Source organism: Alteriqipengyuania lutimaris, assembly GCF_003363135.1.
GTDB lineage: Bacteria > Pseudomonadota > Alphaproteobacteria > Sphingomonadales > Sphingomonadaceae > Alteriqipengyuania > Alteriqipengyuania lutimaris.
The window spans coordinates 81082-102975 of sequence record NZ_QRBB01000002.1; the positions used below are offsets into that span (position 1 = coordinate 81082).

The following is a 21894-nucleotide window of genomic DNA, read 5'->3' on the forward strand; positions in this document are numbered from 1 at the left end:
GATCGACGGCGTCAGCGCGCGCCAGGATAGGTCCGCAAGCTGCCGAAATAACGCAAGAGCGCCGCGTGCAGCAGCGTGTCTTCCGCCGCGCCGCCAAGTTCGATCGGGTCTGCCGTGTCGTCGGTCGGCCGGTGGTAATCCTCGCCCATGAACGACTCGAAGGCCTCCTTGTCGGCCAGGGCGCTGCCGACCAGCACGGTGGGCACGCCCTCGCGCAGGAAGACCCAGCCGTCCTGCCGGCGCAGGAACTGGTCCTGGAAATCGGATGCGACAACTTCGCGCCCCCGGATGCGCGCCACTTCCGAAATGCCGTAGTCGAGCGGGGTTTCCCCTGCCCCCAGAACGACCACCGGCGTGCCGCGCGGGGCGATGGCCACCGTATCGAGATTGAAGCCCGCCACGATCGTGGGCAGCGGCACCACGGGATCGGCCGCGAAGGCTTCGGCGCCCAGCAGCCCCAGTTCCTCGGCGCTGGTCGCGAGCACGATCAGATCGCGATCGAGCGGACCTTCGGCGAGGGCCAGCCGCACCGATTCCAGCATCACCGCGATCCCGCTCGCATTGTCGACCGCGCCGTTGCACAGCCGGTCGGGCGAATCCGGCGATGCGCAGGCCTCGCCCAGATGGTCCCAATGCGCGAGGATGAGCACCGCGCCCGCATCGTCCACCGTGCCGCGCGCGCGGCCGACGATGTTCGCGGTTTCGATCCGTTCGGTCTGCTGCCGTATCGCCGCGTCAAGAATGGTGTCGTAGGAAATGACGCCGAGCCCGTCCGGGCTGCGATCCGCATTCGCACCGATCCGCGCCATCAGCCGCGTGCTGTCCTCGGGGGACAGGAGAAGATAGGCCGCCCCGCTCCGGTCGCTTTCGAGGTGCCAGCGCCCGCGCGCGAACAGGCCCTTCGTCCGCTCGAACTCGGTCGCGTCGGCGGTGGTGATGACGACCGCCTTCGCATTCGCCCCGTCGACCTGCGCGCGATGGCGCGGCAGGTCGCTCGCGGAGAGGACCAGCGCGCGGTTGGCCATCGAATTGGGGGCGAGCGCTTCCAGTTCGGGATCGATGCCGACCAGCGGAAGGTCGGCGAGATCGACCTGCGCGAACCCCTCGTGCGCCGCGACCACGCCTTCGCCGAGCGTGGTCGAACGCTCGCCGCGCGTCACCTGCACGCTCGCACCCTCGGGCGTTCGCCGGACGAGCGTGAAGTCCTGCGTCCAGTCGCCTTCGCCCACCGCCGGCTCCAGCCCGATCGCGGCGAAGCGATCGATCAGCCAGCCTTGCGTCTTCTCGCCGCCGGGGGCGCCGGGCTTGCGGCCTGCGAAACTGTCGTCCGACAATTGCGTGATATCGCGCGCGAGAGTCGCCTCGACCTCGTCGAGCGAGGGGCCGCGCGCGACGGGCGGCGGCGCAGTGACGCACCCGCCCAGCAGCAGCAGTGCCGAAAGTCCCGCCAGAGCGGATCGCGTGATCGCCCCTGCCTGCATGGTCCTATTCGGCGGTCCAGCCGCCATCGACGCTCCAGTTGGCGCCGTTCACATTGCCCATCGAATCGCGGCAGAGGAACACCGCCATCTCGCCGATATCCTCGGGCTGGACGAACTTCTTGGTCGGCTGCCTGGCGAGCAGGACCTGGTCGATCACTTCCTCCCGGCTCATCCCGCGCGCCTTCATCGTGTCGGGGATCTGGTTCTCGACCAGCGGCGTCCAGACATAGCCGGGGCTGATGCAGTTCGCGGTTACGCCGCAGTCGGCCAGTTCCAGCGCCACCGTCTTGGTCAGGCCCGCGATCCCGTGCTTCGCCGCCACGTAGGCGGCCTTGTAAGGCGAGGCGACCAGCGAGTGCGCGCTGGCGGTGTTGATGATCCGGCCCCAGCCGCGCTGCTTCATGTGCGGCACCGCCAGCCGGATCGTGTGGAACGCGGCCGAAAGATTGAGCGCGATGATCTGATCCCACTTTTCGGGCGGGAATTCGTCGACCGGGCTGACATGCTGCATCCCGGCATTGTTGACAAGGATGTCGATCCCGCCCGCATCCTTCATCATGGATTCGATCGCGGCGACATCGGTCAGGTCGCTGTCCGAATATTCCGCGCCGCCCAGTTCATCGCACAGCCCTGCGATCTCGTCCGCGTCGCCGAAGCCGTTGAGCACGATTGTCGCGCCCTCGGCATGCAGCGCGCGCGCCACCGCCAGGCCGATGCCCGAAGTGGAGCCGGTCACAAGTGCCTTCTTGCCGTCGAGGAACATCGCTAGCCTTTCGCGTATTAAGCTTGCCGTGTGGAGCCAATTGCTGCCTTCTGCGTCTGGTTCCGTGCGAATGCGCGCAACGCAAGGCTTTTCCAAGCGTGCGATGCGCGGGGGATACATCAAGGGGACAGGCACGCCATGCGGCTCAATCCATTCGACACCGACAATATCGACGTGCGTTCATCCAGCGGCGGCCGCTTTCCGGGCGGCGGCGCGGGGCAGCTCGGCTGCGGCACGATCATCATTGCGGGCATCGTCTCGCTGCTCTTCGGGACCGATCTCGGCCAGACGATCGCGGTGTTCGACTCGGTCGGCGATGCCACAGGTGGGCAGGCGCAGGGCAACGGCCAGGCGGTCAGCACCGACGAGCAGGCGATCTGCACCTCCAGCCAGTATGCGCGCGAGGCGTGCAGCGCGCTCGATTCGCTCAACACCACGTGGGAGCCGGTCTTCCAGCAGGCGGGGATCGCTTTCGCGCCGCCTTCGCTCGACCTCTTCGAAGGTTCGGTGACGACGCGCGGCTGCGGCAGCGCGACCTCGGCGGTCGGCCCGTTCTACTGCCCTGCCGATCAGGACATCTACATCGATACGAGCTTCTACGACACGCTGGAGCGTCAGCTCGGCGCAGGCGGCGATTTCGCGCGGCTCTACGTCGTGGCGCACGAATACGGGCACCATATCCAGAACCTCACCGGTCTTGCCGGGCAGGTCAGCAGCGCGCAGCAGCAGAGCCCGCAAAACGCCAACCGGCTGCAGGTCCGGATGGAACTGCAGGCCGATTGCTACGCCGGCGTGTGGGCGGGCAAGAACCGCAACCTGATCGAACAGGGCGATTTCGAGGAAGGCATGCGCGCCGCCGCCGCAATCGGGGACGATGCCATTTCGGAACGCATGGGCGGCAGGGCCTCGCCCGAGAACTTCACCCACGGTACCAGCGAACAGCGCATGGAAGCATTGCGGCTCGGCATGAGAAGCGGCGATGATACGGTATGCGATCGCTACTTCGCGCCTGAGTCGTTTTGAGGCGAGTCGTTCCAGGGCGCGATCCGAACCGGGGGGCAGGACCAGCACGCGATGGACTTCATCCGAAACCTCTTCACGCTGTTCCAGCGCCTGCAGGACATCGTCCGCGACGGGCAGAAACGCGGTGACCTTCCCGGGATGGTGATGTCGCTGATGCGCGAAGTGCGCGGCGGCAACGGGGACGAGGACGGCCAGGGCGACGGCCCTGCGGTCTACCAGGGCAAGCGCGCGCAGGCAGACCAGGCCACGCCCGAAGCCGCATCGCGCGCCACCGCCCGCAACAAGGCAGCGCGCCATACCGGCCTGCCCGAGCCCGCAGTCTATCGCAGCCCCGACGGGGGCGACAGCCTGCGCGATATCGAGACCGCGCGGGCCCCGGCGCGCAATGCGGACGAGATGGACGATCGCTTCCCGCAGCCCGCCGCGGCACCGCTCATCCGCGAGCAATACGACTACGAGCCCGCCTCCGCCGATCCGGACCTGGCGGCGGAACCCGCGTTCGAGCCCGCGATGGCCGAGGTCGGCGACCGGGACGGGCCCGCCATCTCGTGGGACGACGACGAGGAGGACGTGCAGGCGAGCGAGCCCGCACCCGCCCCGGTTCGCGAACCTGTGGCGGCGCAGGTTGAGGCCGAGGCAGAGGCCGAACCGCCCCCGCCACCTGCAACCCGCGACGGGGGTGGCGATCCGGCCAGAAAGGACGACGACTGGTTCGACCTCGACGACTGGCAGGACACCGCGCTGAAAGTCGCAGGCGTCGGAGCGGCCGCCGCAGGCACGGCGGCAGGCGCGATGGCGATCAGGAACCACTTTTTCGATGGCGAGGAAGAGCGGGACAAGGAAGCCGAGAGCAGGCCCGCCCTGCCGCTGGGCGGCGGGGACGAACCGACTGCCGAGCGTGGCGATGGCCCGGACGACAAGGTGCACGACGACAGGGCGCGCGACGATAAGGAAGATGATGGCAACCGCGAATGGATTGCCGCTGCCGCCGTTGCCGCGCCCGCGGTCGCCTCGGTGCTTCCCAAGGCCCCCGATGCCGTAAGCCGCGACGAGCCAGAAGAGCAGGAGCGTGACGCGGCCCCCGCCGGCAGGAGCGTGTCTGCCACGGACGACAGCCCGAGCCGTCCGCAAAACCGGCCTCACCCGGTCGAGATCATCCCGGGCGATCCGCGCAATCCCAGCACCCAGCCCGCATCGCAATCGCTCGCCAGCCCCGGCATCCGCCTCTACGGCGCGATGGACGCGAGCATGTATGCCGAATTCAGCGAGATGCTGGCCGAACAGGCGCCCGGCGGGCCGATCGTGATCGCGCTGACCACGATGGAAGGCGACCCGGACATCGCGCGCAGCATGGCCGACGACATCCGCCTGCTGCGCGATCGCGGGCGGCGCGAGCTCATCTTCCTCGGCAAGACGGCGATCTATGGGGCGGGCGCGCTGTTCATGGCCGCCTTCCCGGTCAGCCACCGCTATCTCACACGTGCGACCAAGCTGATGGTGACCGAGAACAAGCGCGCCCAGCCGCTCGAACTCCCGGGCGGATCGCTGCGCCGCGTCGCCAGCCAGCTCGAACATGCCCGGCGCGAAATCGAGCGCGAGATCGAGCAGGAGGATGAGGATTACCGCGCCATCTCCGACGGCTCCAACGTCAGCGTGCAGGAACTGCGCGAGAAGGCGCCGAACGACTGGTACATCACCGCCAGCGAGGCGAAGGCGATGGGCCTGATCGCCGAGGTCGTCTAGCCGGCCCTAAAGAAAATCTGCCCGCGCAGCGTGTTTGAATCGGCGGCGGCGCCCCCATCTTGGGTTGCATGACCAAACTCTCCCTGCTCGACCTCGCCCATATCAAGGAAGGCGGCGACGTGCGCGATGCGCTCGCCAATGCCGCCGACATCGCACGTCACGCCGAAGCGCTCGGTTTCGAGCGCTACTGGTGCGCCGAGCACCACGGAATGGCGGGCATCGCCAGCGCCGCCACCAGCGTCCTGATCGGCCATGTCGCAGCCGCGACGCAGACGATCCGCGTCGGCGCGGGCGGGATCATGCTGCCCAACCATTCGCCGTTGGTGATCGCCGAGCAGTTCGGCACGCTCGACGCGCTCTTCCCGGGGCGCATCGACCTGGGGCTGGGCCGCGCGCCGGGCAGCGACCAGCGGGTCGCCGCCGCGCTGCGCCGCAATCTGGACACCGACGCCAACGCCTTCCCGCGCGACGTCGTCGAACTACAGAGCTATTTCGCGGACGATGGGCGCACGGGCATCGTCGCCACGCCGGGCGCGGGCGCAAATGTGCAGCTCTACATCCTCGGATCGAGCCTGTTCGGCGCGCAGGTCGCGGCCATGCTCGGCCTGCCCTACGCCTTCGCCAGCCATTTCGCGCCGCAGGCGCTCGACGATGCGCTGAAGATCTACCGCGACCGGTTCGAGCCTTCGGACGTACTGAGCGAACCCTATGCCATCTGCGGCTACAACGTGTTCGCCGCCGATAGCGAGGACGAGGCGCAGCTGCTCGCGACGTCGATGCAGCAGAGCTTCGTGCGGCTGCGCACCGGCCAGCCGGGCAAGCTGCCGCCCCCGGTCGAAGGCTATCGCGAAAGCCTGCCGCCGCAGGCCTCGGCGATGCTCGACGGCGTATTGTCCGCCACCGCGATCGGCACGCCTTCGCAGGTGCGCGAACAGATGAACGCCTTCGTGGAGCGTACGCAGGCCGACGAGCTGATCATCGCCGGGTCCATCTACGACCACGAGGCGCGCAAGCGCAGCCTGACGCTGGCGGCACAAGCCTTCGCGGGCGAGCACGCCGCGGCCTGACGGGCTGCGGATCGCGGGCGCGCAAGAAGGCGACGCGCCCCTTGGGGAAGGGCCCGCCGCCTTCGCTGTCGCAGCGTGCGGTCCGGTCGGGGGACTAGTCGCGCGTGCGCAGTTCCTTCATCGCTAGCTCCAGTGCGCGCATCGCCTCCGTCCGCTCTCTGGCGGACAGGTCGCGGTCGCGCTGGATCGCCCGGCGCGCCTCGTCCATCGCGCTCCTCGCGCTGGCCATCGCGGCGCCCTGGCATACCATCATCACGGTGCTGCCATCGGCGGAGGTGCGTTCCTGGACGAGCTCGCCGCTGCCGTCGCATTCGAAGCTGATCCGCGACATCTGAGCGGCCGCCTCGGCCATGGCGCGCTGGATGTCCCGCTGGAATTCGCTGCCCTCGCCCATCTCGCGCTGCATCTCCAGAAGCTCCTTCTTCAGCTCGCGGTCTTCGCCGAAGCGCTTGCGCAGCAACTTGAAGTTCCGCTGACGCTCGCCCTCCTCGGCCATACGCTCGCGAAAGACGCGCATTTCGCGCCGCAGCTCCTCGGACTGGACGGAAAGCTTGCGCGCGTCCTTCAGCGTCGCTTCGATTTCGGCACGCTCCTCGGCCGTCGCTTCGCGGCCATCGACGGTGTAGGTGGTCCGCGTCGAAGGCTTGCCCTGGTCATCCTTCACCACGGTGCGTTCGACCCGCACGACGCGGCTCTTGTCACCGTCTCCGTCGTCGGAGGTCAGCATGATGTGCTGCCTGTCGCCCTCGCCCGGCTCAGCCGGCGGCGCGAGGGGCGCCTCGGGTGCTTCCGGCGCACCCGGTGCGACCGGCGCATCGGGCGCCGCCGGTGCAGCGGGTGCCTCGGCCGGCGCAGGCGGTTCGGGCGCGGTCAGGCTTTCGGCATAGGAGATCGAGGCGGTCAGTGGCAGCGCCACGAGCGCGCCCGCCATCAGCGTGCGCGCGGCCATGCGCCGGCGGGTGGAAATCTCGGCCATGGTCAGGCTCCTCAGTCGGTGGATGATCGACTTGTCCCCCAGCACCGGGCAGGCCATCGGCGCGGCGAGCGCGTGGCGCGCCCCGCCACCCATGACCGCACCGGTCGCGAAGGAAGCGATGGTGGAGGCGTATTGCTCGCGCAGCTGCGGCTGGCAGCGCGCGACGACCCGCGCGTCGCAGGCGGCTTCCTGGTCGCGGCGCAGCGCGCGCCAGCCGACCCAGCCGAGCGGGTTGAACCAGTGCAGCGCGAAGAGCGGCTGGACCAGCGCATTGGCCAGCAGGTCGTGCGCGCGGTGGTGCGCCAGCTCGTGCTCCAGCGCGAGGTCGCGCCGGGTGGCTTCGGTATGCGCCATGAAGCCCAAAGGCAGCGCGATCACCTTGTCGAACACACCGAAAGCGACCGGCGAAGCGGTGGCGGGCGTCTCGATCAGGCGCACGTGGCCCCGCGTTCCGACCTGCGTGCTCGCGCCAAGCAGCTCGCGCCGCATGGCGAAATAGAGCGAATAGCGGCGTACGAGGAACACGAGCGCCCCGGTCAGCCACGCGGTGAGGGCCAGCAGCGCCCAGTCGATCGCCGGCTCGCTCGCCACCATCGGCTGCAGCATCAGTCCGCCGCCGCCGGTCTCGGTCGGCACGTAACCGGCGATCGGCATGGGGACCGAAGGCGCGGCTTCGGGCGCGATCGACGCCGGCAGCACGATCGGCGGCAGGATCAGCCGCGCGAAAGGCAGGGTCCAGAGGGCATAGGCGGCCCGCGCACCGAAATGGCGCGAGACCGGACGCCGCAGGAACAGGACCGCGACGATCAGCGCGCCGGTCCACAGCAGCGTATCGAAGGCGAAGCTCTGCAGATCGATGCTCATTTGCGCATCTCCTTCAGCAGGCGTTCGATCTCGCCGAGATCCTCGTCGGTCAGCGCCTCGCTTTCGGCGAGGTGGGCGAAGAGCGATACGGCCCGGCCGCCGAACAGCCGGTCCACCAGCCGCCGCGATTCGCCGCCGACATATTCCTCGCGCCCGATCAGCGGGGTGTAGAGGAACCGCCGTCCGTCGGGCTCGGTCGCGAGCGCGCCCTTGCCGACGAGGCGCGAGAGCAGCGTCTTGACCGTCGGCATGGACCAGCCGCGCGCGTCGCAGACCACGTCGCAGACCTCGGTCGCGCTCAGCGGATGGCGGTCCCAGACCACCTCCATGATCGCGTGCTCGGCGTCGCTGATACGCTCGCCCTTGTCGCCTGTCGCTTTCGCCATCGAACCCGTCCCTCCTCGTTCGTCTACACCTGTAAGCGCAACGATTACGAATGTAAACATGAGCGGCCGATGAACGGCCCGCAATGTTCGACGAAGGTCGTTCTGCGGTCGGCGGGGGCCGTCGCGCGCTCAGCAGACTTCGGCGGTATTCTCGGGAATCGGGCCCGCGGGCACGCGCGCGGGGTGGCGGTAGAAGGGGTCCGCCGCGAGCCGCGTCGTATCGCCATAGGCGCGCGCCAGCACCGAATAGAGCGCCGGATCATAGGCCGCGAGATCGGCGCGATCGAGGATGCGGGTGCCGTCGACCACGGTCAGCCGGTTCGATTCGAACCAGATCTGCGATCCTTCCGCCCAGTATTCCTGCACGGTGGTGGTCGCATATTCGTTGAGCCACAGGTCGTTCGCCAGCGCATGGGCATAGGCCGCCTCGACATCGGCGTAGAGCGCGGGATCGACCGCTTGAATCGCGAACAGGATGTTGTGCGCGAATTCGTGGACGAGGATCGTCTCCCCGTAATAGCGGCTGGTGGTCAGCCCCAACACATCCTCTTCCGAACTCACCGTGTGCCGCCCGCCGATCCCGCGCGCACGCGCATCCCAGTAGGCGCGGTCGGTCAGGGCGCCGATCCGCTCCTGGTAATGCTTCTTCTCGCACCGGGTCAGGCGCGGGTCGTCGGGCGCGGGCTTGGTCCAGTGCGCATTCTCCGGCAGGTCGAGCAGCGCCTCGGTCTCCGCGATGATCGCGACGCGGTAGCCGTTCTGCTGGAGCCAGGCGGCCAGATCGGGGCGCGCGCTCAGCATATCCTCGATCATCGCCTCGGCCGCGACCAGCGCGTCGAGCGGCACGACGCCGGAGGAGACGACCGGAATGCCGTCCGCATCGCGGTACTGCGTGTAGAAATCGGGGATACCCAAGGCAGGCGGCGGGGATGCGGCGGTGAGCGCCGCAAGGCTTGCAAGGGCGGGGAGGAGGCGACGCTTCATCGATGCTCTTCTTGCCGGTCGAAGATGAACCCCATCCAACCCGACTAAATCAGCCGGGCGCGCTGGTCTTCGCTCAGCACCTGACAGGCCTGCTCGGTCTTGCCGAACCACTTGTAGCGGTTGTTCGCGACGAGGTCGTAGACCGGGTCGAGAATGACGTTCGGGATGATCCGGAAGACGGTCGCCAACCGCCAGAGACGGCCCATCGCCCGCGCGACCTCGAAATAGCCGTCGAACTTCACGTAGGGCCTGCCATTGCGGACGAGCAGATAGGTCTCGTCCCAGTCGATCCCGTAATGGCGGCACAGCGCCTCGCCCAATCCTTGCTGCGCGGAGGTGAAGGCAATCGCGCGGGCGTGGTCATGCTTCATGATGAAGCCCACACCCGTGCCGCACAACACGCAGTGATGATCGAACACGAAGACCGCCCGGCTGTCGTCGAAATCGGGCACCGCCGGGTCCTCGCGGTAGGAGTACGGCGCGAATGTCGCGAGGTCGCTCTGTGTGTGGTTGGGCGTGTGATGGGGCGTGTGGTTGCTCATTCGTCGATCGCCGTGATGTCGAGGCCGTCCAGCGCGGCAAGATATTCGTCGAGCGTGATGAGGTCGAGGCACGGGCGCGCACCCGCGTCGATCGCCTCGCCCGCGGCGAGCTTCCGCGCGATCAGGATCGCAGGCATGCACGGGATGTTGGGGCCGTGGCCTGTGCGCGCAATGATCCAGTGGCGTCGCTCCACCGGCTCGCCATCCTTGCCGCGACCGCGAATGAACATGTGGAACCCGCTCCGATCGCTGCCGAGCGGATCGAACAGGAAGCTCGCCCGCAGCAGGGCGGGAGCCCACCGGTCGAGCCGGGGCAGAAGGCCCCACCGAACGCCCCAGCTGAGCAGCCAGGTGCCGAAATGGAGCGATGCGATCTCGTGACCGGCAGCAAAGCGCATCGAGGTCAGCGAAGGATAGCGTTGCGGGAAGAGGTCGAGATCGGGAATGTCGCAATAACCGAACCAGCGGCGGCCCAGTTCCGGATAGGCGTGCGAATGGAGTCCCTGCCAGCCCCACACGCGGCGCATCGCGCCGTCGCGCAGCATCGTGAACGGCTTCCCGACGTAAGAGAGGATCGCGCTGGCGGTGCCGAGGCCGCGGTTGGTCTGCTGCGCCGCGCTGATGCCGTAATCCGCCTCCTCGATCGTCATGACCTTCGCGGCTTCGTCGAGATAGGCGCCGGTCAGGCACGGGACCGAGCTGGCCCCGGCGATCACGGCCACCTCGGCGGCCTGCGCCGCCGCATCGAGGCTGCAGATGCCGCACACGAAGGCGCGCGCATCGGCAAGGTCGCAATAGTGGGCGCCGCAGCGAAGCGCGGCTTCGGCAACGCGGTAATCCTGCTGCTGGAAGGGGCCGACCGTGTGGATCACGAGGCCCGGCGCAATGGCGCGCAGGGCCTCCTCGGGATCGCGAATGTCGACCACCGCTCCGATGCCCGGATTGGCGGACGACAAGCCCTCGGCAAATGCCTGCGCCTTGTCCGCATTGCGCCCGCAGATGACCAGTTCGATATTCGGATCGGGCGCCAGCGCGCGGGCGACATAGCCGCCGAAATTGCCGTACCCGCCAAGGATCGCGACGCGCAGGGTCATGCGGGCTTCGCCACCATCAGCCAGAACACGATCACCAGCCCGGCAAAGGCGGGCCAGCCGAGAACGAACCATGTGCGGATGCGCCGGGCGAGCAGCGCATCATCGATCGCCGCACCGCCCAGCATCGCCCGGTACATATCGCGGATCTGCAACTGGAGCCACACCACCGGAAGCCAGCAGGCAAGCGCGATCAGGTAGATCGCGTAGGTCGCGACGAGCCACGGCGCAAAGGGATCGTACCCTGCGAGATGGATCAGCGCGAAACCGCTGAGCGGCTGGACTATTCCGGCCGTCAGCGTGAAGATCATGTCCGCCAAGGCGGTGGTCCGCGCGGCAAAATACGCCGCAGCCGGATCGCCGCTGCGCGTGCCCATCAGGAAGAAGAAGGCGATGCCCATCCCCGTCCCGAACAGGACGGTGGAGGAGATGATGTGGACCGTCTTGAGGAGCGAGTACGGCTCCATCGCAAGACGATCCCCCTCAATATACCCGCTTCTTCGGCTTGATGTACTCGATATCGTCGGTCAGCGTGTATTCGTGGACCGGGCGGTAGTCGATCTTCATCTCGCCCTTGCCCGAACCCTTGGCACCGCCGCCCCAGCCGTCGAACCACGTCACCGTGTGCTTCATCCACTCGGCATCGTTGCGGTCGGGGAAATCCTCGTGCGCGTGGGCGCCGCGGCTTTCCTTGCGGTTGTCGGCGCTCGCCATGGTGACGCTCGCCTGCGACATCAGGTTGTCGAGCTCGAGCGTTTCGACGAGGTCGCTGTTCCAGATCAGCGAGCGGTCGGACACGTGAATGTCGGCCATGCTCGCGTTGACCTCGGCGAGGTGCTTCTTGCCCGCTGCCAGCGTCTCGGTGTCGCGGAACACGGCGGCATGCTTCTGCATCGTCTTCTGCATGTCCTCGCGGATGCGCGCAGTCGGCAGGCTGCCCTTGGCGTAGCGGAAGTGGTCGAGCCGGGTCAGCGCGAGGTCGGCGCTGTCCTTGGGCAGCGCATCGTGCGAGGCGCCGGGCTTCATCGTCTCGGCCAGGCGGTGCCCGATCGCGCGGCCGAACACCACGAGGTCGATCAGCGAGTTCGAGCCGAGACGGTTCGCCCCGTGGACCGAGACGCAGCCCGCCTCTCCCGCGGCGTAGAGCCCCGGCACGACATGGTCGGGATTGCCGTCGGGCCCGATGGTCACGACCTCGCCGTGATAGTTCGTCGGGATACCGCCCATGTTGTAGTGGACGGTCGGCGTCACCGGCAGCGGCTCGCGCGTCAAATCGACACCGGCGAAGATCTTGCCGCTTTCGGTGATGCCGGGCAGGCGCTCTGCCAGGATTGCCGGGTCGATATGGTCGAGGTGGAGGTAGATGTGGTCGCCATCCGCGCCCACGCCGCGGCCCTCACGCATTTCGAGCGCCATCGAACGGCTGACGACGTCGCGCGATGCGAGGTCCTTCGCCGACGGGGCATAGCGTTCCATGAACCGCTCGCCTTCGGAATTGGTGAGGTATCCGCCCTCGCCGCGCGCGCCTTCGGTGATCAGCACGCCCGCGCCGTAGATGCCGGTCGGGTGGAACTGGACGAATTCCATGTCCTGCAGCGGCAGGCCTGCGCGCAGCACCATCCCGCCACCGTCGCCGGTGCAGGTGTGGGCGCTGGTCGCGGTGTAGTAACAGCGGCCATAGCCGCCGGTCGCCAGCACCACGGCGTGCGCCTTGAAGCGGTGGATCGAGCCATCATCGAGGCACATGGCGATGACGCCGACGCAGCGGCGATCCGCACCCTCGCCCGCCATGATCAGGTCGATCGCGAAATATTCGATGAAGAAGTCCGCGTCGTACTTGAGGCTCTGCTGGTAGAGCGCGTGAAGCATCGCGTGGCCCGTGCGGTCCGCCGCGGCGCAGGTGCGCTGCACGGGCGGGCCTTCGCCCATGTTCTGCATGTGGCCGCCGAACGGGCGCTGGTAGATCGTGCCGTCCTGGTTGCGCGAAAAGGGCACGCCCGCGTGCTCGAGCTCGTAGACCGCCTGCGGAGCTTCACGCGCGAGATATTCGATCGCGTCCTGGTCGCCCAGCCAGTCCGACCCCTTCACGGTGTCGTACATGTGCCAGGTCCAGTGGTCGGGCGTGTTGTTGCCCAGCGATGCCGCGATCCCGCCCTGCGCGGCCACGGTGTGGCTGCGCGTGGGGAAGACCTTGGAGATGTTCGCGGTCTTGAAGCCCGCCTCTGCCGCGCCCATCGTCGCGCGCAGGCCCGATCCGCCAGCGCCCACCACGACCACGTCGAAGGTGTGGTCGATGATCGGATAGGCGCGTCCGTTGATTTCGAAAGTCTCGGTCGCCATCAGGCGGCTCCTGCAAATGCGATGCGCGCGATGCAGAACACGGCGAAGACGCCGCCTGCCACCGCAACCAGATTGAGAAGGGCGATCAGCGCGAAGCGGCTGCCGCCTTCGTGGATATAGTCCTCGATCAGCACCTGCAGGCCGAGCCGTGCGTGCCAGAAGGTGCTGACGATCAGCAGGATCAGCGCCGCCGCGCTGACCGGATTGGCAAGCCAGCCGGTCACCGTGCCGTAATCGTAGGCCGGCAGCATCAGGAAGCTGACCAGCAGCCACAGCACCAGCACGAGGTTGCCGATCGCGGTGAAGCGCTGGACCAGCCAGTGATGCGCGCCCTCGTGGGCCGAGCCGAGGCCGCGAACGCGGCCGATGGAGGTTCCGTTACCCATGGGAAAACGCCTTACTTGAGGAAGATGACCGCCCAGAAGGCGATCGTGAGCAGGATGGCGATGACGGGGGCGAGCATCGACCACAGCTTGTTGGTCTGCAGCTCGTACCCTGCGCCGATATCGAGCACGAAGTGGCGCAGCCCGCTCATCATATGGGTGAAGAAGGCCCAGGTCAGGCCGACCAGCACGACGTAGCCGGGGATCGAGGTCATGACCCCGGCAAAGGTCTCGTAAGCCTCGGGACCGCTCGCCATCGCACCGAGCCACCACAGAAGAACGCCGAGGCCGACCAGAGCCAGCCCGTCGCCGGTCACGCGGTGCAGGATCGAGACCAGCATGTGCGGGCCCCATTTCCAGATCTGGAGATGCGGAGAGAGCGGTCTGTTCGACATGGTGGCTATGCGATCCAATTCTGCAATTGCTTCGGTGCACTACTAATATCTTGCGCCCCACTTAGCGGAAGCACGCGGGTGATCAAGGCGGTCCAAAGCACAAGGCACCGCCAAAGCGCGTGCGATATCGTTCAAGGGCTTGGTTGCAAGGCCCTTACGGCCTATCGCTCGCTTCCATGACAGGCATTCTCGTCACCGGATCGAGCCGCGGGATCGGCGCCGCGATACGCGAACAGCTCGAGGCGCGCTGCATCAGGGTGTTCGGCCATTCCACCGGCCAGTCGCCCGGGGGCACCGAAGAAGGCGAGATTGCCGCCGATTTTACCGAGCCTTCCGCGCCTTCCCAGTTGTGGGAAGAAGCGCTGCGGCAGGCCGATGGCGAGATCGACGTGCTGATCAACAATGCCGGGCTGTTCTCCGCAATACCGCTCGACACCTCGGATATCGAATGGCTCGATGCGTGGGAGGATACGCTGCGCATCAACCTGACCGCAGCCGCGCAGCTCAGCCGCTTCGCGGTGCGCCACTGGCAGGAGCGCGGGGTTTCGGGGCGCATCGTCCATGTCGCCAGCCGCGCCGGCCATCGCGGGGATTCGCCCGGCCACTGGCACTATGCGGCGGCCAAGGGCGGCATGCTGGCGCTGCACAAGACCATCGCCCGCGCCTATGCCGCCGAGGGGATCTACAGCTTCGCGATCACGCCGGGCTTCACCGATACCAGCATGGCAGGCGATTACCTGGAGTCGCGCGGCGGCCCTGGCCTGCTCGCCGATATCCCGCTGGGCCGCGTGGCCGAGCCCGAGGAGATCGCCGATATCGCAGTATGGTGCGCACTCGACGCGCCGCCGTCGATGACCGGCGCGACGATCGACGCCAATGGCGCGAGCTATGTCCGTTAGAATCTGCGCGCTGGCGGCGATGGCGCTTGCCCTGTCGGGCTGCGCCCCCGCATCCGCCCCCGCGCAACCCGCTACCGCGCCCGGCACGACCGAACCCTCGGTCCTGACCTCGATCGAGCGGGGGACCGGGTTCAGCCAGGCCGCTTTCCTCGAAGCCTGCGAGGACTGGGACGACTGGGCCAAACCTGCCCCGCCCTTCGAACTGCTCGGCGATACGTGGTATGTCGGCACCTGCGGGATCGCCGCAATCCTGATCGTCGGCGAAGAGGGCCACGTGCTGATCGACAGCGGCACAGAAGAGGGGGCGCCGCTCATCCTCGACAATATCCGCGCGCTCGGCCTCGACCCGCGCGATGTGCGCTATCTGCTGCTGAGCCACGAGCATTTCGACCATGTCGGCGGGCACGCGGCGCTGGCGGAGGCGACCGGCGCGCAGGTGATCGCCTCCCCCGAGGCGGCGAAGGTTCTCGCAAGCGGAAAAGTCTCGTCCGACGATCCGCAGGCGGCGATGCACCCGGCGATGACGCCGGTGAAGGTGGACCGGATCGTGAGCGATGGCGAGGTCCTGCGCCTCGGCGACAAGGCCATCACCGCGCACCTGACCCCCGGCCATACGCCGGGTGCGATGAGCTGGACGTGGAATGCCTGCTCGCTGCCGTGGCAACCGCCGGTCTGTCGCCGCATCGCCTATGTCGACAGCCTCTCGCCCGTCTCGGCGGATGAATACCGCTTCTCCGATCATCCCGCCGTGGTCGCCGGTTTCAAGGCCAGCATTCCCAAGGTCGCGCAGTTGCCGTGCGACATGCTGGTGACGCCGCACCCATCGGCCAGCAAGATGCTCGAGCGCATGCGCGCCGGTACCCTGCTGGGCGGCATGTCCTGCGCCGATTACGCGCTTTCGATCGGCGACCGGCTCGACAAGCGACTGGCGGAGGAAGGCGCGTGACCGGCCATGGCGCGTGATCTGCCCTTCTCCTGCCGCTGCGGCGCGGTGCGTGGCACGATCGGGAAGGCCGGTCCTCGCCATGGCGATTACGTGGTGTGCCATTGCACCGACTGCCAAAACTTCGCCAACCGCTTCGATGCGGCGCAGCGGGTCATGGATGGCGATGCGGGCACGCTGCTATATCAGAGCCGCTGCGCACGAATGCGGATCGAACGCGGCCTTGGCGAGCTGCGGTGCCTCCATCTGACCGAGAAGCCGACGCTGCGATGGTACGCGCAATGTTGCGACACGCCGATGTTCAACACATTCAGGAACGGAAAAATCCCCTACGTCACGACCCTCGTGGGCAATAGCGAGGCCGAGTTGCGCGGACGCTTGCTGGGGGAACCGATCGGGCATCTCTTTGTCGAGGATGACCCCAACGACCTCGGACCGGTCCACCGGATGCCGATGAGCAAGCTGATGCGGCGGTTCTTCATCCGCATGGTAAAAGACATCCTCTCCGGCGATCGCCGCCGCAGCCCGCTGTTCGATTCCCGTACGCTGGAGCCCATCTGCGCTCCCGCCAAACCAACCAAGGACACCATCGCCCATGTCGGCTGACATTACCACCGAAGAAGCCGGAATCACGTGGAAGCTGTCCGGCCTGACCGACAAGGCCAGCGCCGAAGAGGCGCTGATGGCCAGCATTGCCGACGATTGGGACTCCGATCTCGTCGTCAGCGCGCACGAGGTGGAGGCGGACGCGAAGGACCCGCTCAATGCGGGATTGTGGCAGGTCGAGGCGTGGTATCCGCGCCGCCCGACGAAGGCGATCCGCGCCCGTCTCGAAAACCTCTTCTCCGGCACGGCGCCCGACTTCAAGGTGGAGAAGGTCGCGCCGACCGACTGGGTGGTCCAGAGCCAGCTGGGCATGGACCCGGTGCATGCGGGGCCGTTCCACATACGCACCCCCGATCACCCGGCGGGCGATGCGGGCATCGATCTCGTCATACCCGCCAGCCGCGCCTTCGGCACCGGGCAGCACGAAACCACCGCCGGGTGCCTCACGATGCTTGGCCGGCTGCGCACGCGCGGCGTGCGCCCGCGCCGGATCGCCGATATCGGCACAGGCACGGGCCTGCTCGCGATCGGCGCGCTCAAGCTGTTTCCCGGCGCGCGGATGATCGCCAGCGATATCGACCCGGTCTGCGCCGAGGTCGTGCAAGAGAACGCGGGCAGCAATGCCGTGGCGCTCGGACAGCGGCCCGGCGCGCTGCACTATGTGACCGCGCCGGGGATGGACCATCCCGCGCTGAAGGCCGCCGCGCCGTTCGACCTGCTGATCGCCAATATTCTCGCCGGGCCGCTGATCGAACTCGCGCCCGATTTCGCGCGCGCCGTCCAGCCGGGAGGGCGCGTGATCCTCGCCGGATTGCTGAATACCCAGGCGGCGAAAGTGCTGCGGGCCTACCAGCGCAAAGGCCTGCGGCCCGAACGCCGGATCGACGATGGCGACTGGTCGATCCTGTGCCTGAAGAAACCTCAGCGGTGAAGGCGCTGCGGGCGATCGGCTGGGCTTTCGGCGGGCTGTTCGCCCTGGGCCTGCTGATCGTCGGCGGGTTCTTCATCGCGGCATGGATCGGGTCGAGCATTCCGCGCAATTCGGACTGGGTCGAAGCGACAAGCGGCATTCCGATCATGGTCGAGACCAACGGCGTGCATACCGGCATCGTCATGCCCATCGCCACGCCGCAGAAGGACTGGCGCGAGACCTTCCCTTCCGCCGCCGAGCCGATGGAAGGCGGCATGCTGCCCACCCATGTCTCGGTCGGCTGGGGCGACCGCGAGGTGTTCCTCACCGTGCCCACCTGGGGCGACCTGAAGGCCAGCACCGCCGCGCGGATCGCGACGCAGGGCGGCCCGGCGGTGATGCGCGTCGCGCATTATTATCGCCCCGCGGGCGGGCCCAACCATCGCTGGGTGATCCTGCGCGAAGAGGAATATGACCGGCTGGTGGCGGAGGTGGAGGCGGGCCTGCCGCCGATCGACGATCCGCGCAACCGCGTGAGCCACGAGGGCTTCGACCCGCTGGCCAAGGTCTACGACGCCGCCGGGCGCTACACCCTGGGCAACACCTGCAACCAGTGGGTGGGCGATACTCTCGCCGCGGCGGGGATCGAGATGGGCGTCTGGACCCCGCTGGCGGGCGGCGTGATGAAATGGATTCCCGAAGGCGGCGCGCGGCCCTAATCATTGAAAAAGTCATTGGAAAACCCGATGACTTGGGTGCTTGCTTGCATTAGTGTCAGTAAGTGATGATCGACCTGCCGACCGCTTTCGATGTCTTCGCCGATCGCATGATCCGCGTCGTCGTGTTCGACGTGCAGCGCTATCTGGTCGCGGCGGGGTTCTTCACCATCGCGCTGCTGGTGTTCCGCAGCTGGGCGCGGCGCAAGCGGATCCAGAACCGCCATGCGACGCGCAAGGATTACACGCGCGAGATCGCCTCTTCGCTGCGCACTTCTTTCGTATTCGCGCTCACCACGTTCCTGACGCTGGGCCTGCGCGAGCTGGGGCTGGTCCAGCTGAAGCTGGAAACCTTCACGCTGCTCACCGTCGCCTGGCAGTTCGTGCTGATCGTCGTCGCGCACGATGCCTATTTCTACTGGATGCACCGCGCGCTGCATCACAGGCGGCTGTTCCGCGCGACGCACCTCCACCACCACAAGTCGCGCACGCCCACGCCGTGGACGGCCTACAGCTTCTCGAGCTGGGAAGCGGTTACCGAGGCGCTGTTCATCCCGATCTTCATGCTGGCGACCAGCACGATGGGCTTCGCGATGACCGGGCTCGCGGTGTTCCTGTTCCTCTGGCACATGATCTTCCGCAACGTCATCGGCCACCTCGGCGTGGAGCTGTATCCGGCGGGCTGGGTCGATAATCGCTGGACCGGGTGGTGGAACACGACCACGCACCACGACCTCCATCACAGTTCGGGCAACACCAATTTCGGACTTTACTTCACCTGGTGGGACCGGTGGATGGGCACCGAGCATCCGCGCTATCGCGAGGAATTCCGCAAGGTGACCGCCCGCACGCGCGCAGCGGAGCGCAAGAGCGCGCCGGAAGCGGCACCGGCCTAATCGTCCAGCGCGTCGCGCCGCGCGGTCAGGTACAGAGCCTCCCCGGGTTCGGGACCGAGCGCGAGCGCCCCGTCCCACGCCGCCCTTGCCTCCTCATGATCGCCGGTACGCGCGAGCATGTCCGCCCGGGCGACATGGTAGGGCAGGAAATCGGCGAGCCTTTCCCCATCGAGCGTTTCGAGCGCGGCGAGCCCATCCTCCGGCGAGCGGGCACGCGAGAGCGCGACCGCGCGGTTGATCGCAACGACAGGGCCGGGCCGCATCTGCGATAGTGCATCGTAGAGCCGCAGGATCGCGCCCCAGTCGGTGCCGCCGGTGTGGAGCCGCCTCGCATGGGTCAGGTGGATCGCGGCGAGCGTCTGGAGCGGGCCCGGGGCGGCAAGCTGCGTCGCCCGGTCGAGCGAGGCGCGCCCCGCCTCGATCCGACCCGCATCCCACAAGGCGACATCCTGCTGCGACAGCGGCACCATTGCCGCGTCGTCGGCGACGCGCGCGCCCTCGCGCGAGCGCACCAGCGATACCAGCGCCAGCATCCCGAGCGCCTCGGCCTCGTCGGGCATGAGTTCGACGAGCAGGCCCGCCAGCCGCTCGACCTCGGGCGCGAGTCCTGCCGCGTCGCCTGCGCCCGCAGCATCGCGATAGGCGATGCCGAGCGCGGTCTCGAGCGTTTCCAGAACGGCACCGACCCGAAATTGCCATTCGCGAGACGAAGGCGTCTCGAAAGGGATGTTCGCCGCCTTGATCTTGGCCTTGGCGCGGGTGATCCGCTGATACATCGCGGGCTCGGTCATCAGATAGGCGCGCGCGATCCGCGGCACCGGCACACCGCAGATGACCTTCAGCGCCAGCGCGACCCGCGCGCCCTGCCCCAGCGCCGGGTGGCAGCAGGTGAACAGCAGCCGCAGCCGGTCGTCGGGGATCGGTTCGGGGAAGGCGATGATTTCGGCCACAGGATCGGCCTCCGGCTGCAAGGCGAGCGCGCGTTTCTCACGCTCGGCCCGGCGCACGGCATCGAGCGCGCGCCGCCGCGCCGCGACATAGAGCCAGGCCGCAGGATCGCGGACCGTCTCCGCCTGGCGCAGGAGCGCCTCGGACGCGGCCGAGAAGGCATCTTCCGCCAGGTCGAGATCGTGAAACTGCGCGGCGAGGGCCGCGATGACCCTCGCCCGCGCGTCGTGAACCGCGGTGTCTATTCGGGCCATACCGGGCGGACTTCGACCGAGCCCTTGGCCGGGATCGGGATTTTCCGCGCCCAGCGCACCGCCTCGTCGTGGTCGGCCGCCTCGATCACGTAATAGCCGCCCAGTTCCTCGTGCGTTTCGGCGAAGGGCCCGTCGTGCAGGCTGCCCTCCCCGCCGTTCTCGTAGCGGATCGTCGTGGCACTATGCGCTTCCTTGAGCCGATGGCCGCTGAATTCGACGCCGCTCGCGGTCAGTTCCTCCGCCAGCTTGATGTGGCCGGCGATGGTCTCCTCCAGCCGCGCGGCTGCATCCTCGCCCATGTAATAGCTTTCGTCCTCGAAAATCATCAGCATGTACTGCATTGCTCGTCTCCGCTTCGCCATCGCCACTGCGGCCATGGTCTATAGCGAAGACGCGGGCCGAGCTGCAGATTCTACAGGCGGCGGAAAATCTTTCTACGAAGCGGCTTCGCCTTCGGCCGCGGCATTCTCCGCAGAGCCCGCGCCCTTCACCATCTCGTGATAGCCCGCCACCGCGCGCACCACGGCGTGCATCATCTCCATGCGCGCGGGGATCGGCACCTGCGTGCGCCCCACCAGCACCGCGACCGTATAGACGCTGCCATCGGGCGCGGTCAGGATGCCGACGTCGTTGTAGCCCGCCTGGTCCGCCGGAGCGCCCGGCGGCACGATGTCGAGCACCTGACCCGTGCCGGTCTTGTGGCCGATCGACCACCCGGCAGGCAGCCCGCCCTTCAGCCGGTTGGGCCCGCTCTTCACCTGTCCCAGCCACTCGAGAAACTGCTGCGTTCCGGCTTCGGACAGCAGCGCGCCTTCGTGCAGCTCGCCCAGCGCGGCGGCGATGGCGACCGGGGTCGCACCATCGACCGGATCGTCCACGTAGTCGTCGAACGCCGCCTGCCGGATGTCGTGCGGCACGCTCTTGCGCACTTCGAAGAACAGGTCGTCGAATGCGTAGGCCTGGTTCCATTCGAGCCCGGCTATGGCGGACTGCATCGGGCGCTCGCCGGGGCCGAAGCGGATATCCGAAAAGCCCTTGCGCGCCAGCGTCGCACGCACCGCATCGGGCCCGCCGACGCGGCGCAGAACCATGTCGTTGGCGGTGTTGTCGCTCGCGGTGATCGCGCGCTTCATAAAATCGCGCCAGCTGGTCGAGAAGCTGCCATTGGCGACCACGCCGCCGCGGATCGGGCTGTAGAACACCGCGACATCCTCGCGCCGCACCGTTCCCGTCTCGGACAGGTCGAGCCTGCCCCGGTCCGCCTGGTCGAGCGCGGTGAGCGCGACCCACAGCTTGCTGACGCTCTGCTGCGGATAGAGATCGGTGCCGTTGAAATGCATCATCCGCCCGCGCGCCGGATCATGGACCGCGATGCCGACCTTGCCGGCGAAATCGCTGCCGATCGCGAAGAGCCGGTCGTCGAGCCATTCCTCCTCGGCCGAACGTTCGACCACGACGTCTTCCGCCGCCTGCTCGATCCGCTCCTCGACGGTCGGCGCGCCGGACGTCTCGCCGGCCGCGTCGGGTGCGTTGCAGGACGCGAGCGAACCGAGCGCGAGGGGACAAATAAGGGAGATCAGAAGGTTACGCATGGCGCGCACATAGTGCCCCTCGAAGATTTTTCATCAAAACTCCGCTCATCGCGAGCCTGCCGAAGGGCTGCACTTACTTCGGGCGGGGCGTG

Annotated in this window: 23 protein-coding genes; 9 read left to right on the top strand and 14 right to left on the bottom strand. The window is 67.7% G+C overall.

Annotation, left to right across the window (positions count from 1 at the left end):
- Positions 1-11 precede the first annotated feature (11 nt).
- Together DL238_RS13595 and DL238_RS13600 are read right to left on the bottom strand one after the other, a co-directional pair.
- Positions 12-1508 carry a M28 family peptidase gene (locus DL238_RS13595; RefSeq protein WP_234031115.1) on the bottom strand — a complete coding sequence of 499 codons (1497 nt, stop codon included), beginning with the start codon at positions 1506-1508 and terminating at the stop codon, positions 12-14.
- Positions 1486-2244: a 3-hydroxybutyrate dehydrogenase gene (locus DL238_RS13600; RefSeq protein WP_115493000.1), complete on the bottom strand. Its 759-nt coding sequence runs from the start codon at positions 2242-2244 to the stop codon at positions 1486-1488. The genes DL238_RS13595 and DL238_RS13600 overlap by 23 nt, the downstream gene beginning before the upstream one ends.
- 138 nt (positions 2245-2382) lie before the next feature.
- Between DL238_RS13600 and ypfJ the strand changes: the two genes are divergently transcribed.
- The 3 genes from ypfJ (at position 2383) to DL238_RS13615 (ending at position 6077) form a co-directional block, all read left to right on the top strand.
- On the top strand, positions 2383-3267 hold the full coding sequence (gene ypfJ, locus DL238_RS13605; protein WP_115493001.1) for a KPN_02809 family neutral zinc metallopeptidase: 885 nt from the start codon (positions 2383-2385) through the stop codon (positions 3265-3267).
- Positions 3268-3318: 51 nt separating this feature from the next.
- Positions 3319-5010, top strand: coding sequence for an ATP-dependent Clp protease proteolytic subunit (locus DL238_RS13610; RefSeq protein ID WP_115493002.1), 1692 nt, complete (start codon positions 3319-3321; stop codon positions 5008-5010).
- Positions 5011-5078: 68 nt separating this feature from the next.
- On the top strand, positions 5079-6077 hold the full coding sequence (locus tag DL238_RS13615) for an LLM class flavin-dependent oxidoreductase (protein WP_115493003.1): 999 nt from the start codon (positions 5079-5081) through the stop codon (positions 6075-6077).
- 94 nt (positions 6078-6171) lie between these two features.
- On the opposite strand, the gene DL238_RS13620 is transcribed toward DL238_RS13615, so the two are convergent.
- The 9 genes from DL238_RS13620 to sdhC form a co-directional block, all read right to left on the bottom strand.
- A complete protein-coding gene (locus DL238_RS13620; RefSeq protein WP_115493004.1) occupies positions 6172-7917 on the bottom strand; it encodes a M56 family metallopeptidase in 1746 nt (581 codons plus the stop codon).
- Complete coding sequence (locus DL238_RS13625; RefSeq protein ID WP_115493005.1) at positions 7914-8303, bottom strand: BlaI/MecI/CopY family transcriptional regulator; 390 nt, start codon at positions 8301-8303, stop codon at positions 7914-7916. The genes DL238_RS13620 and DL238_RS13625 overlap by 4 nt, the downstream gene beginning before the upstream one ends.
- A gap of 129 nt (positions 8304-8432) precedes the next feature.
- On the bottom strand, positions 8433-9287 hold the full coding sequence (locus DL238_RS13630; RefSeq protein WP_115493006.1) for a glycoside hydrolase: 855 nt from the start codon (positions 9285-9287) through the stop codon (positions 8433-8435).
- Between the two features lie 44 nt (positions 9288-9331).
- Entirely contained in the window at positions 9332-9829 is a 498-nt protein-coding gene (locus tag DL238_RS13635; protein ID WP_115493007.1) for a thiol-disulfide oxidoreductase DCC family protein, read from the bottom strand.
- Positions 9826-10923 carry a saccharopine dehydrogenase family protein gene (locus DL238_RS13640; protein ID WP_115493008.1) on the bottom strand — a complete coding sequence of 366 codons (1098 nt, stop codon included), beginning with the start codon at positions 10921-10923 and terminating at the stop codon, positions 9826-9828. Before DL238_RS13640 ends, DL238_RS13635 begins: the two co-directional genes overlap by 4 nt.
- Positions 10920-11387, bottom strand: a complete 468-nt coding sequence (locus DL238_RS13645) for a DUF2269 family protein (protein WP_115493009.1) — start codon at positions 11385-11387, stop codon at positions 10920-10922. Before DL238_RS13645 ends, DL238_RS13640 begins: the two co-directional genes overlap by 4 nt.
- 16 nt (positions 11388-11403) lie before the next feature.
- Positions 11404-13260 (bottom strand): succinate dehydrogenase flavoprotein subunit, encoded by a 1857-nt coding sequence (sdhA, locus tag DL238_RS13650; protein WP_181883959.1) that lies wholly within the window; start codon positions 13258-13260, stop codon positions 11404-11406.
- Positions 13260-13646 carry a succinate dehydrogenase, hydrophobic membrane anchor protein gene (sdhD, locus tag DL238_RS13655; RefSeq protein ID WP_115493010.1) on the bottom strand — a complete coding sequence of 129 codons (387 nt, stop codon included), beginning with the start codon at positions 13644-13646 and terminating at the stop codon, positions 13260-13262. The genes sdhA and sdhD overlap by 1 nt, the downstream gene beginning before the upstream one ends.
- A gap of 11 nt (positions 13647-13657) precedes the next feature.
- Positions 13658-14038, bottom strand: coding sequence for a succinate dehydrogenase, cytochrome b556 subunit (gene sdhC / locus DL238_RS13660; protein WP_115493011.1), 381 nt, complete (start codon positions 14036-14038; stop codon positions 13658-13660).
- 176 nt (positions 14039-14214) lie between these two features.
- Here sdhC and DL238_RS13665 point away from each other — a divergent pair, with 176 nt between their 5' ends.
- The 6 genes from DL238_RS13665 (at position 14215) to DL238_RS13690 (ending at position 19008) form a co-directional block, all read left to right on the top strand.
- Positions 14215-14937: an SDR family NAD(P)-dependent oxidoreductase gene (locus DL238_RS13665; protein WP_115493012.1), complete on the top strand. Its 723-nt coding sequence runs from the start codon at positions 14215-14217 to the stop codon at positions 14935-14937.
- Entirely contained in the window at positions 14927-15883 is a 957-nt protein-coding gene (gene bla / locus DL238_RS13670) for a subclass B3 metallo-beta-lactamase (RefSeq protein WP_115493013.1), read from the top strand. The genes DL238_RS13665 and bla overlap by 11 nt, the downstream gene beginning before the upstream one ends.
- Before the next feature lie 6 nt (positions 15884-15889).
- The gene (locus DL238_RS13675; RefSeq protein ID WP_115493014.1) at positions 15890-16486 is read left to right on the top strand and encodes a DUF6151 family protein; all 597 of its coding nucleotides are present in this window, start codon (positions 15890-15892) and stop codon (positions 16484-16486) included.
- Positions 16476-17417, top strand: a complete 942-nt coding sequence (locus tag DL238_RS13680; RefSeq protein WP_115493015.1) for a 50S ribosomal protein L11 methyltransferase — start codon at positions 16476-16478, stop codon at positions 17415-17417. Before DL238_RS13675 ends, DL238_RS13680 begins: the two co-directional genes overlap by 11 nt.
- Entirely contained in the window at positions 17393-18115 is a 723-nt protein-coding gene (locus DL238_RS13685; protein ID WP_115493016.1) for a DUF2459 domain-containing protein, read from the top strand. The genes DL238_RS13680 and DL238_RS13685 overlap by 25 nt, the downstream gene beginning before the upstream one ends.
- A gap of 65 nt (positions 18116-18180) precedes the next feature.
- On the top strand, positions 18181-19008 hold the full coding sequence (locus tag DL238_RS13690; protein ID WP_115493017.1) for a sterol desaturase family protein: 828 nt from the start codon (positions 18181-18183) through the stop codon (positions 19006-19008).
- Here the strand turns inward: DL238_RS13690 and DL238_RS13695 are convergent.
- The 3 genes from DL238_RS13695 to DL238_RS13705 all read right to left on the bottom strand — a co-directional run bounded on the left by DL238_RS13695 (position 19005) and on the right by DL238_RS13705 (position 21802).
- Positions 19005-20210, bottom strand: coding sequence for an RNA polymerase sigma factor (locus DL238_RS13695; protein WP_115493018.1), 1206 nt, complete (start codon positions 20208-20210; stop codon positions 19005-19007). The genes DL238_RS13690 and DL238_RS13695 overlap by 4 nt on opposite strands.
- Complete coding sequence (locus tag DL238_RS13700; RefSeq protein ID WP_115493019.1) at positions 20198-20551, bottom strand: YciI family protein; 354 nt, start codon at positions 20549-20551, stop codon at positions 20198-20200. The genes DL238_RS13695 and DL238_RS13700 overlap by 13 nt, the downstream gene beginning before the upstream one ends.
- Positions 20552-20644: 93 nt before the next feature.
- Positions 20645-21802, bottom strand: coding sequence for a serine hydrolase (locus DL238_RS13705; protein WP_115493020.1), 1158 nt, complete (start codon positions 21800-21802; stop codon positions 20645-20647).
- Between the last annotated feature and the right edge of the window lie 92 nt (positions 21803-21894).

What these genes read in the sequence shown, in the direction of transcription:
- DL238_RS13595 (WP_234031115.1), bottom strand. Translation starts at nt 1,508, where the DNA reads ATGGCGGCTGGACCGCCGAATAGGACCATGCAGGCAGGGGCGATCACG.
- DL238_RS13600 (WP_115493000.1), bottom strand. Translation starts at nt 2,244, where the DNA reads ATGTTCCTCGACGGCAAGAAGGCACTTGTGACCGGCTCCACTTCGGGC.
- ypfJ (WP_115493001.1), top strand. Translation starts at nt 2,383, where the DNA reads ATGCGGCTCAATCCATTCGACACCGACAATATCGACGTGCGTTCATCC.
- DL238_RS13610 (WP_115493002.1), top strand. Translation starts at nt 3,319, where the DNA reads ATGGACTTCATCCGAAACCTCTTCACGCTGTTCCAGCGCCTGCAGGAC.
- DL238_RS13615 (WP_115493003.1), top strand. Translation starts at nt 5,079, where the DNA reads ATGACCAAACTCTCCCTGCTCGACCTCGCCCATATCAAGGAAGGCGGC.
- DL238_RS13620 (WP_115493004.1), bottom strand. Translation starts at nt 7,917, where the DNA reads ATGAGCATCGATCTGCAGAGCTTCGCCTTCGATACGCTGCTGTGGACC.
- DL238_RS13625 (WP_115493005.1), bottom strand. Translation starts at nt 8,303, where the DNA reads ATGGCGAAAGCGACAGGCGACAAGGGCGAGCGTATCAGCGACGCCGAG.
- DL238_RS13630 (WP_115493006.1), bottom strand. Translation starts at nt 9,287, where the DNA reads ATGAAGCGTCGCCTCCTCCCCGCCCTTGCAAGCCTTGCGGCGCTCACC.
- DL238_RS13635 (WP_115493007.1), bottom strand. Translation starts at nt 9,829, where the DNA reads ATGAGCAACCACACGCCCCATCACACGCCCAACCACACACAGAGCGAC.
- DL238_RS13640 (WP_115493008.1), bottom strand. Translation starts at nt 10,923, where the DNA reads ATGACCCTGCGCGTCGCGATCCTTGGCGGGTACGGCAATTTCGGCGGC.
- DL238_RS13645 (WP_115493009.1), bottom strand. Translation starts at nt 11,387, where the DNA reads ATGGAGCCGTACTCGCTCCTCAAGACGGTCCACATCATCTCCTCCACC.
- sdhA (WP_181883959.1), bottom strand. Translation starts at nt 13,260, where the DNA reads ATGGCGACCGAGACTTTCGAAATCAACGGACGCGCCTATCCGATCATC.
- sdhD (WP_115493010.1), bottom strand. Translation starts at nt 13,646, where the DNA reads ATGGGTAACGGAACCTCCATCGGCCGCGTTCGCGGCCTCGGCTCGGCC.
- sdhC (WP_115493011.1), bottom strand. Translation starts at nt 14,038, where the DNA reads ATGTCGAACAGACCGCTCTCTCCGCATCTCCAGATCTGGAAATGGGGC.
- DL238_RS13665 (WP_115493012.1), top strand. Translation starts at nt 14,215, where the DNA reads ATGACAGGCATTCTCGTCACCGGATCGAGCCGCGGGATCGGCGCCGCG.
- bla (WP_115493013.1), top strand. Translation starts at nt 14,927, where the DNA reads ATGTCCGTTAGAATCTGCGCGCTGGCGGCGATGGCGCTTGCCCTGTCG.
- DL238_RS13675 (WP_115493014.1), top strand. Translation starts at nt 15,890, where the DNA reads ATGGCGCGTGATCTGCCCTTCTCCTGCCGCTGCGGCGCGGTGCGTGGC.
- DL238_RS13680 (WP_115493015.1), top strand. Translation starts at nt 16,476, where the DNA reads ATGTCGGCTGACATTACCACCGAAGAAGCCGGAATCACGTGGAAGCTG.
- DL238_RS13690 (WP_115493017.1), top strand. Translation starts at nt 18,181, where the DNA reads ATGATCGACCTGCCGACCGCTTTCGATGTCTTCGCCGATCGCATGATC.
- DL238_RS13695 (WP_115493018.1), bottom strand. Translation starts at nt 20,210, where the DNA reads ATGGCCCGAATAGACACCGCGGTTCACGACGCGCGGGCGAGGGTCATC.
- DL238_RS13700 (WP_115493019.1), bottom strand. Translation starts at nt 20,551, where the DNA reads ATGCAGTACATGCTGATGATTTTCGAGGACGAAAGCTATTACATGGGC.
- DL238_RS13705 (WP_115493020.1), bottom strand. Translation starts at nt 21,802, where the DNA reads ATGCGTAACCTTCTGATCTCCCTTATTTGTCCCCTCGCGCTCGGTTCG.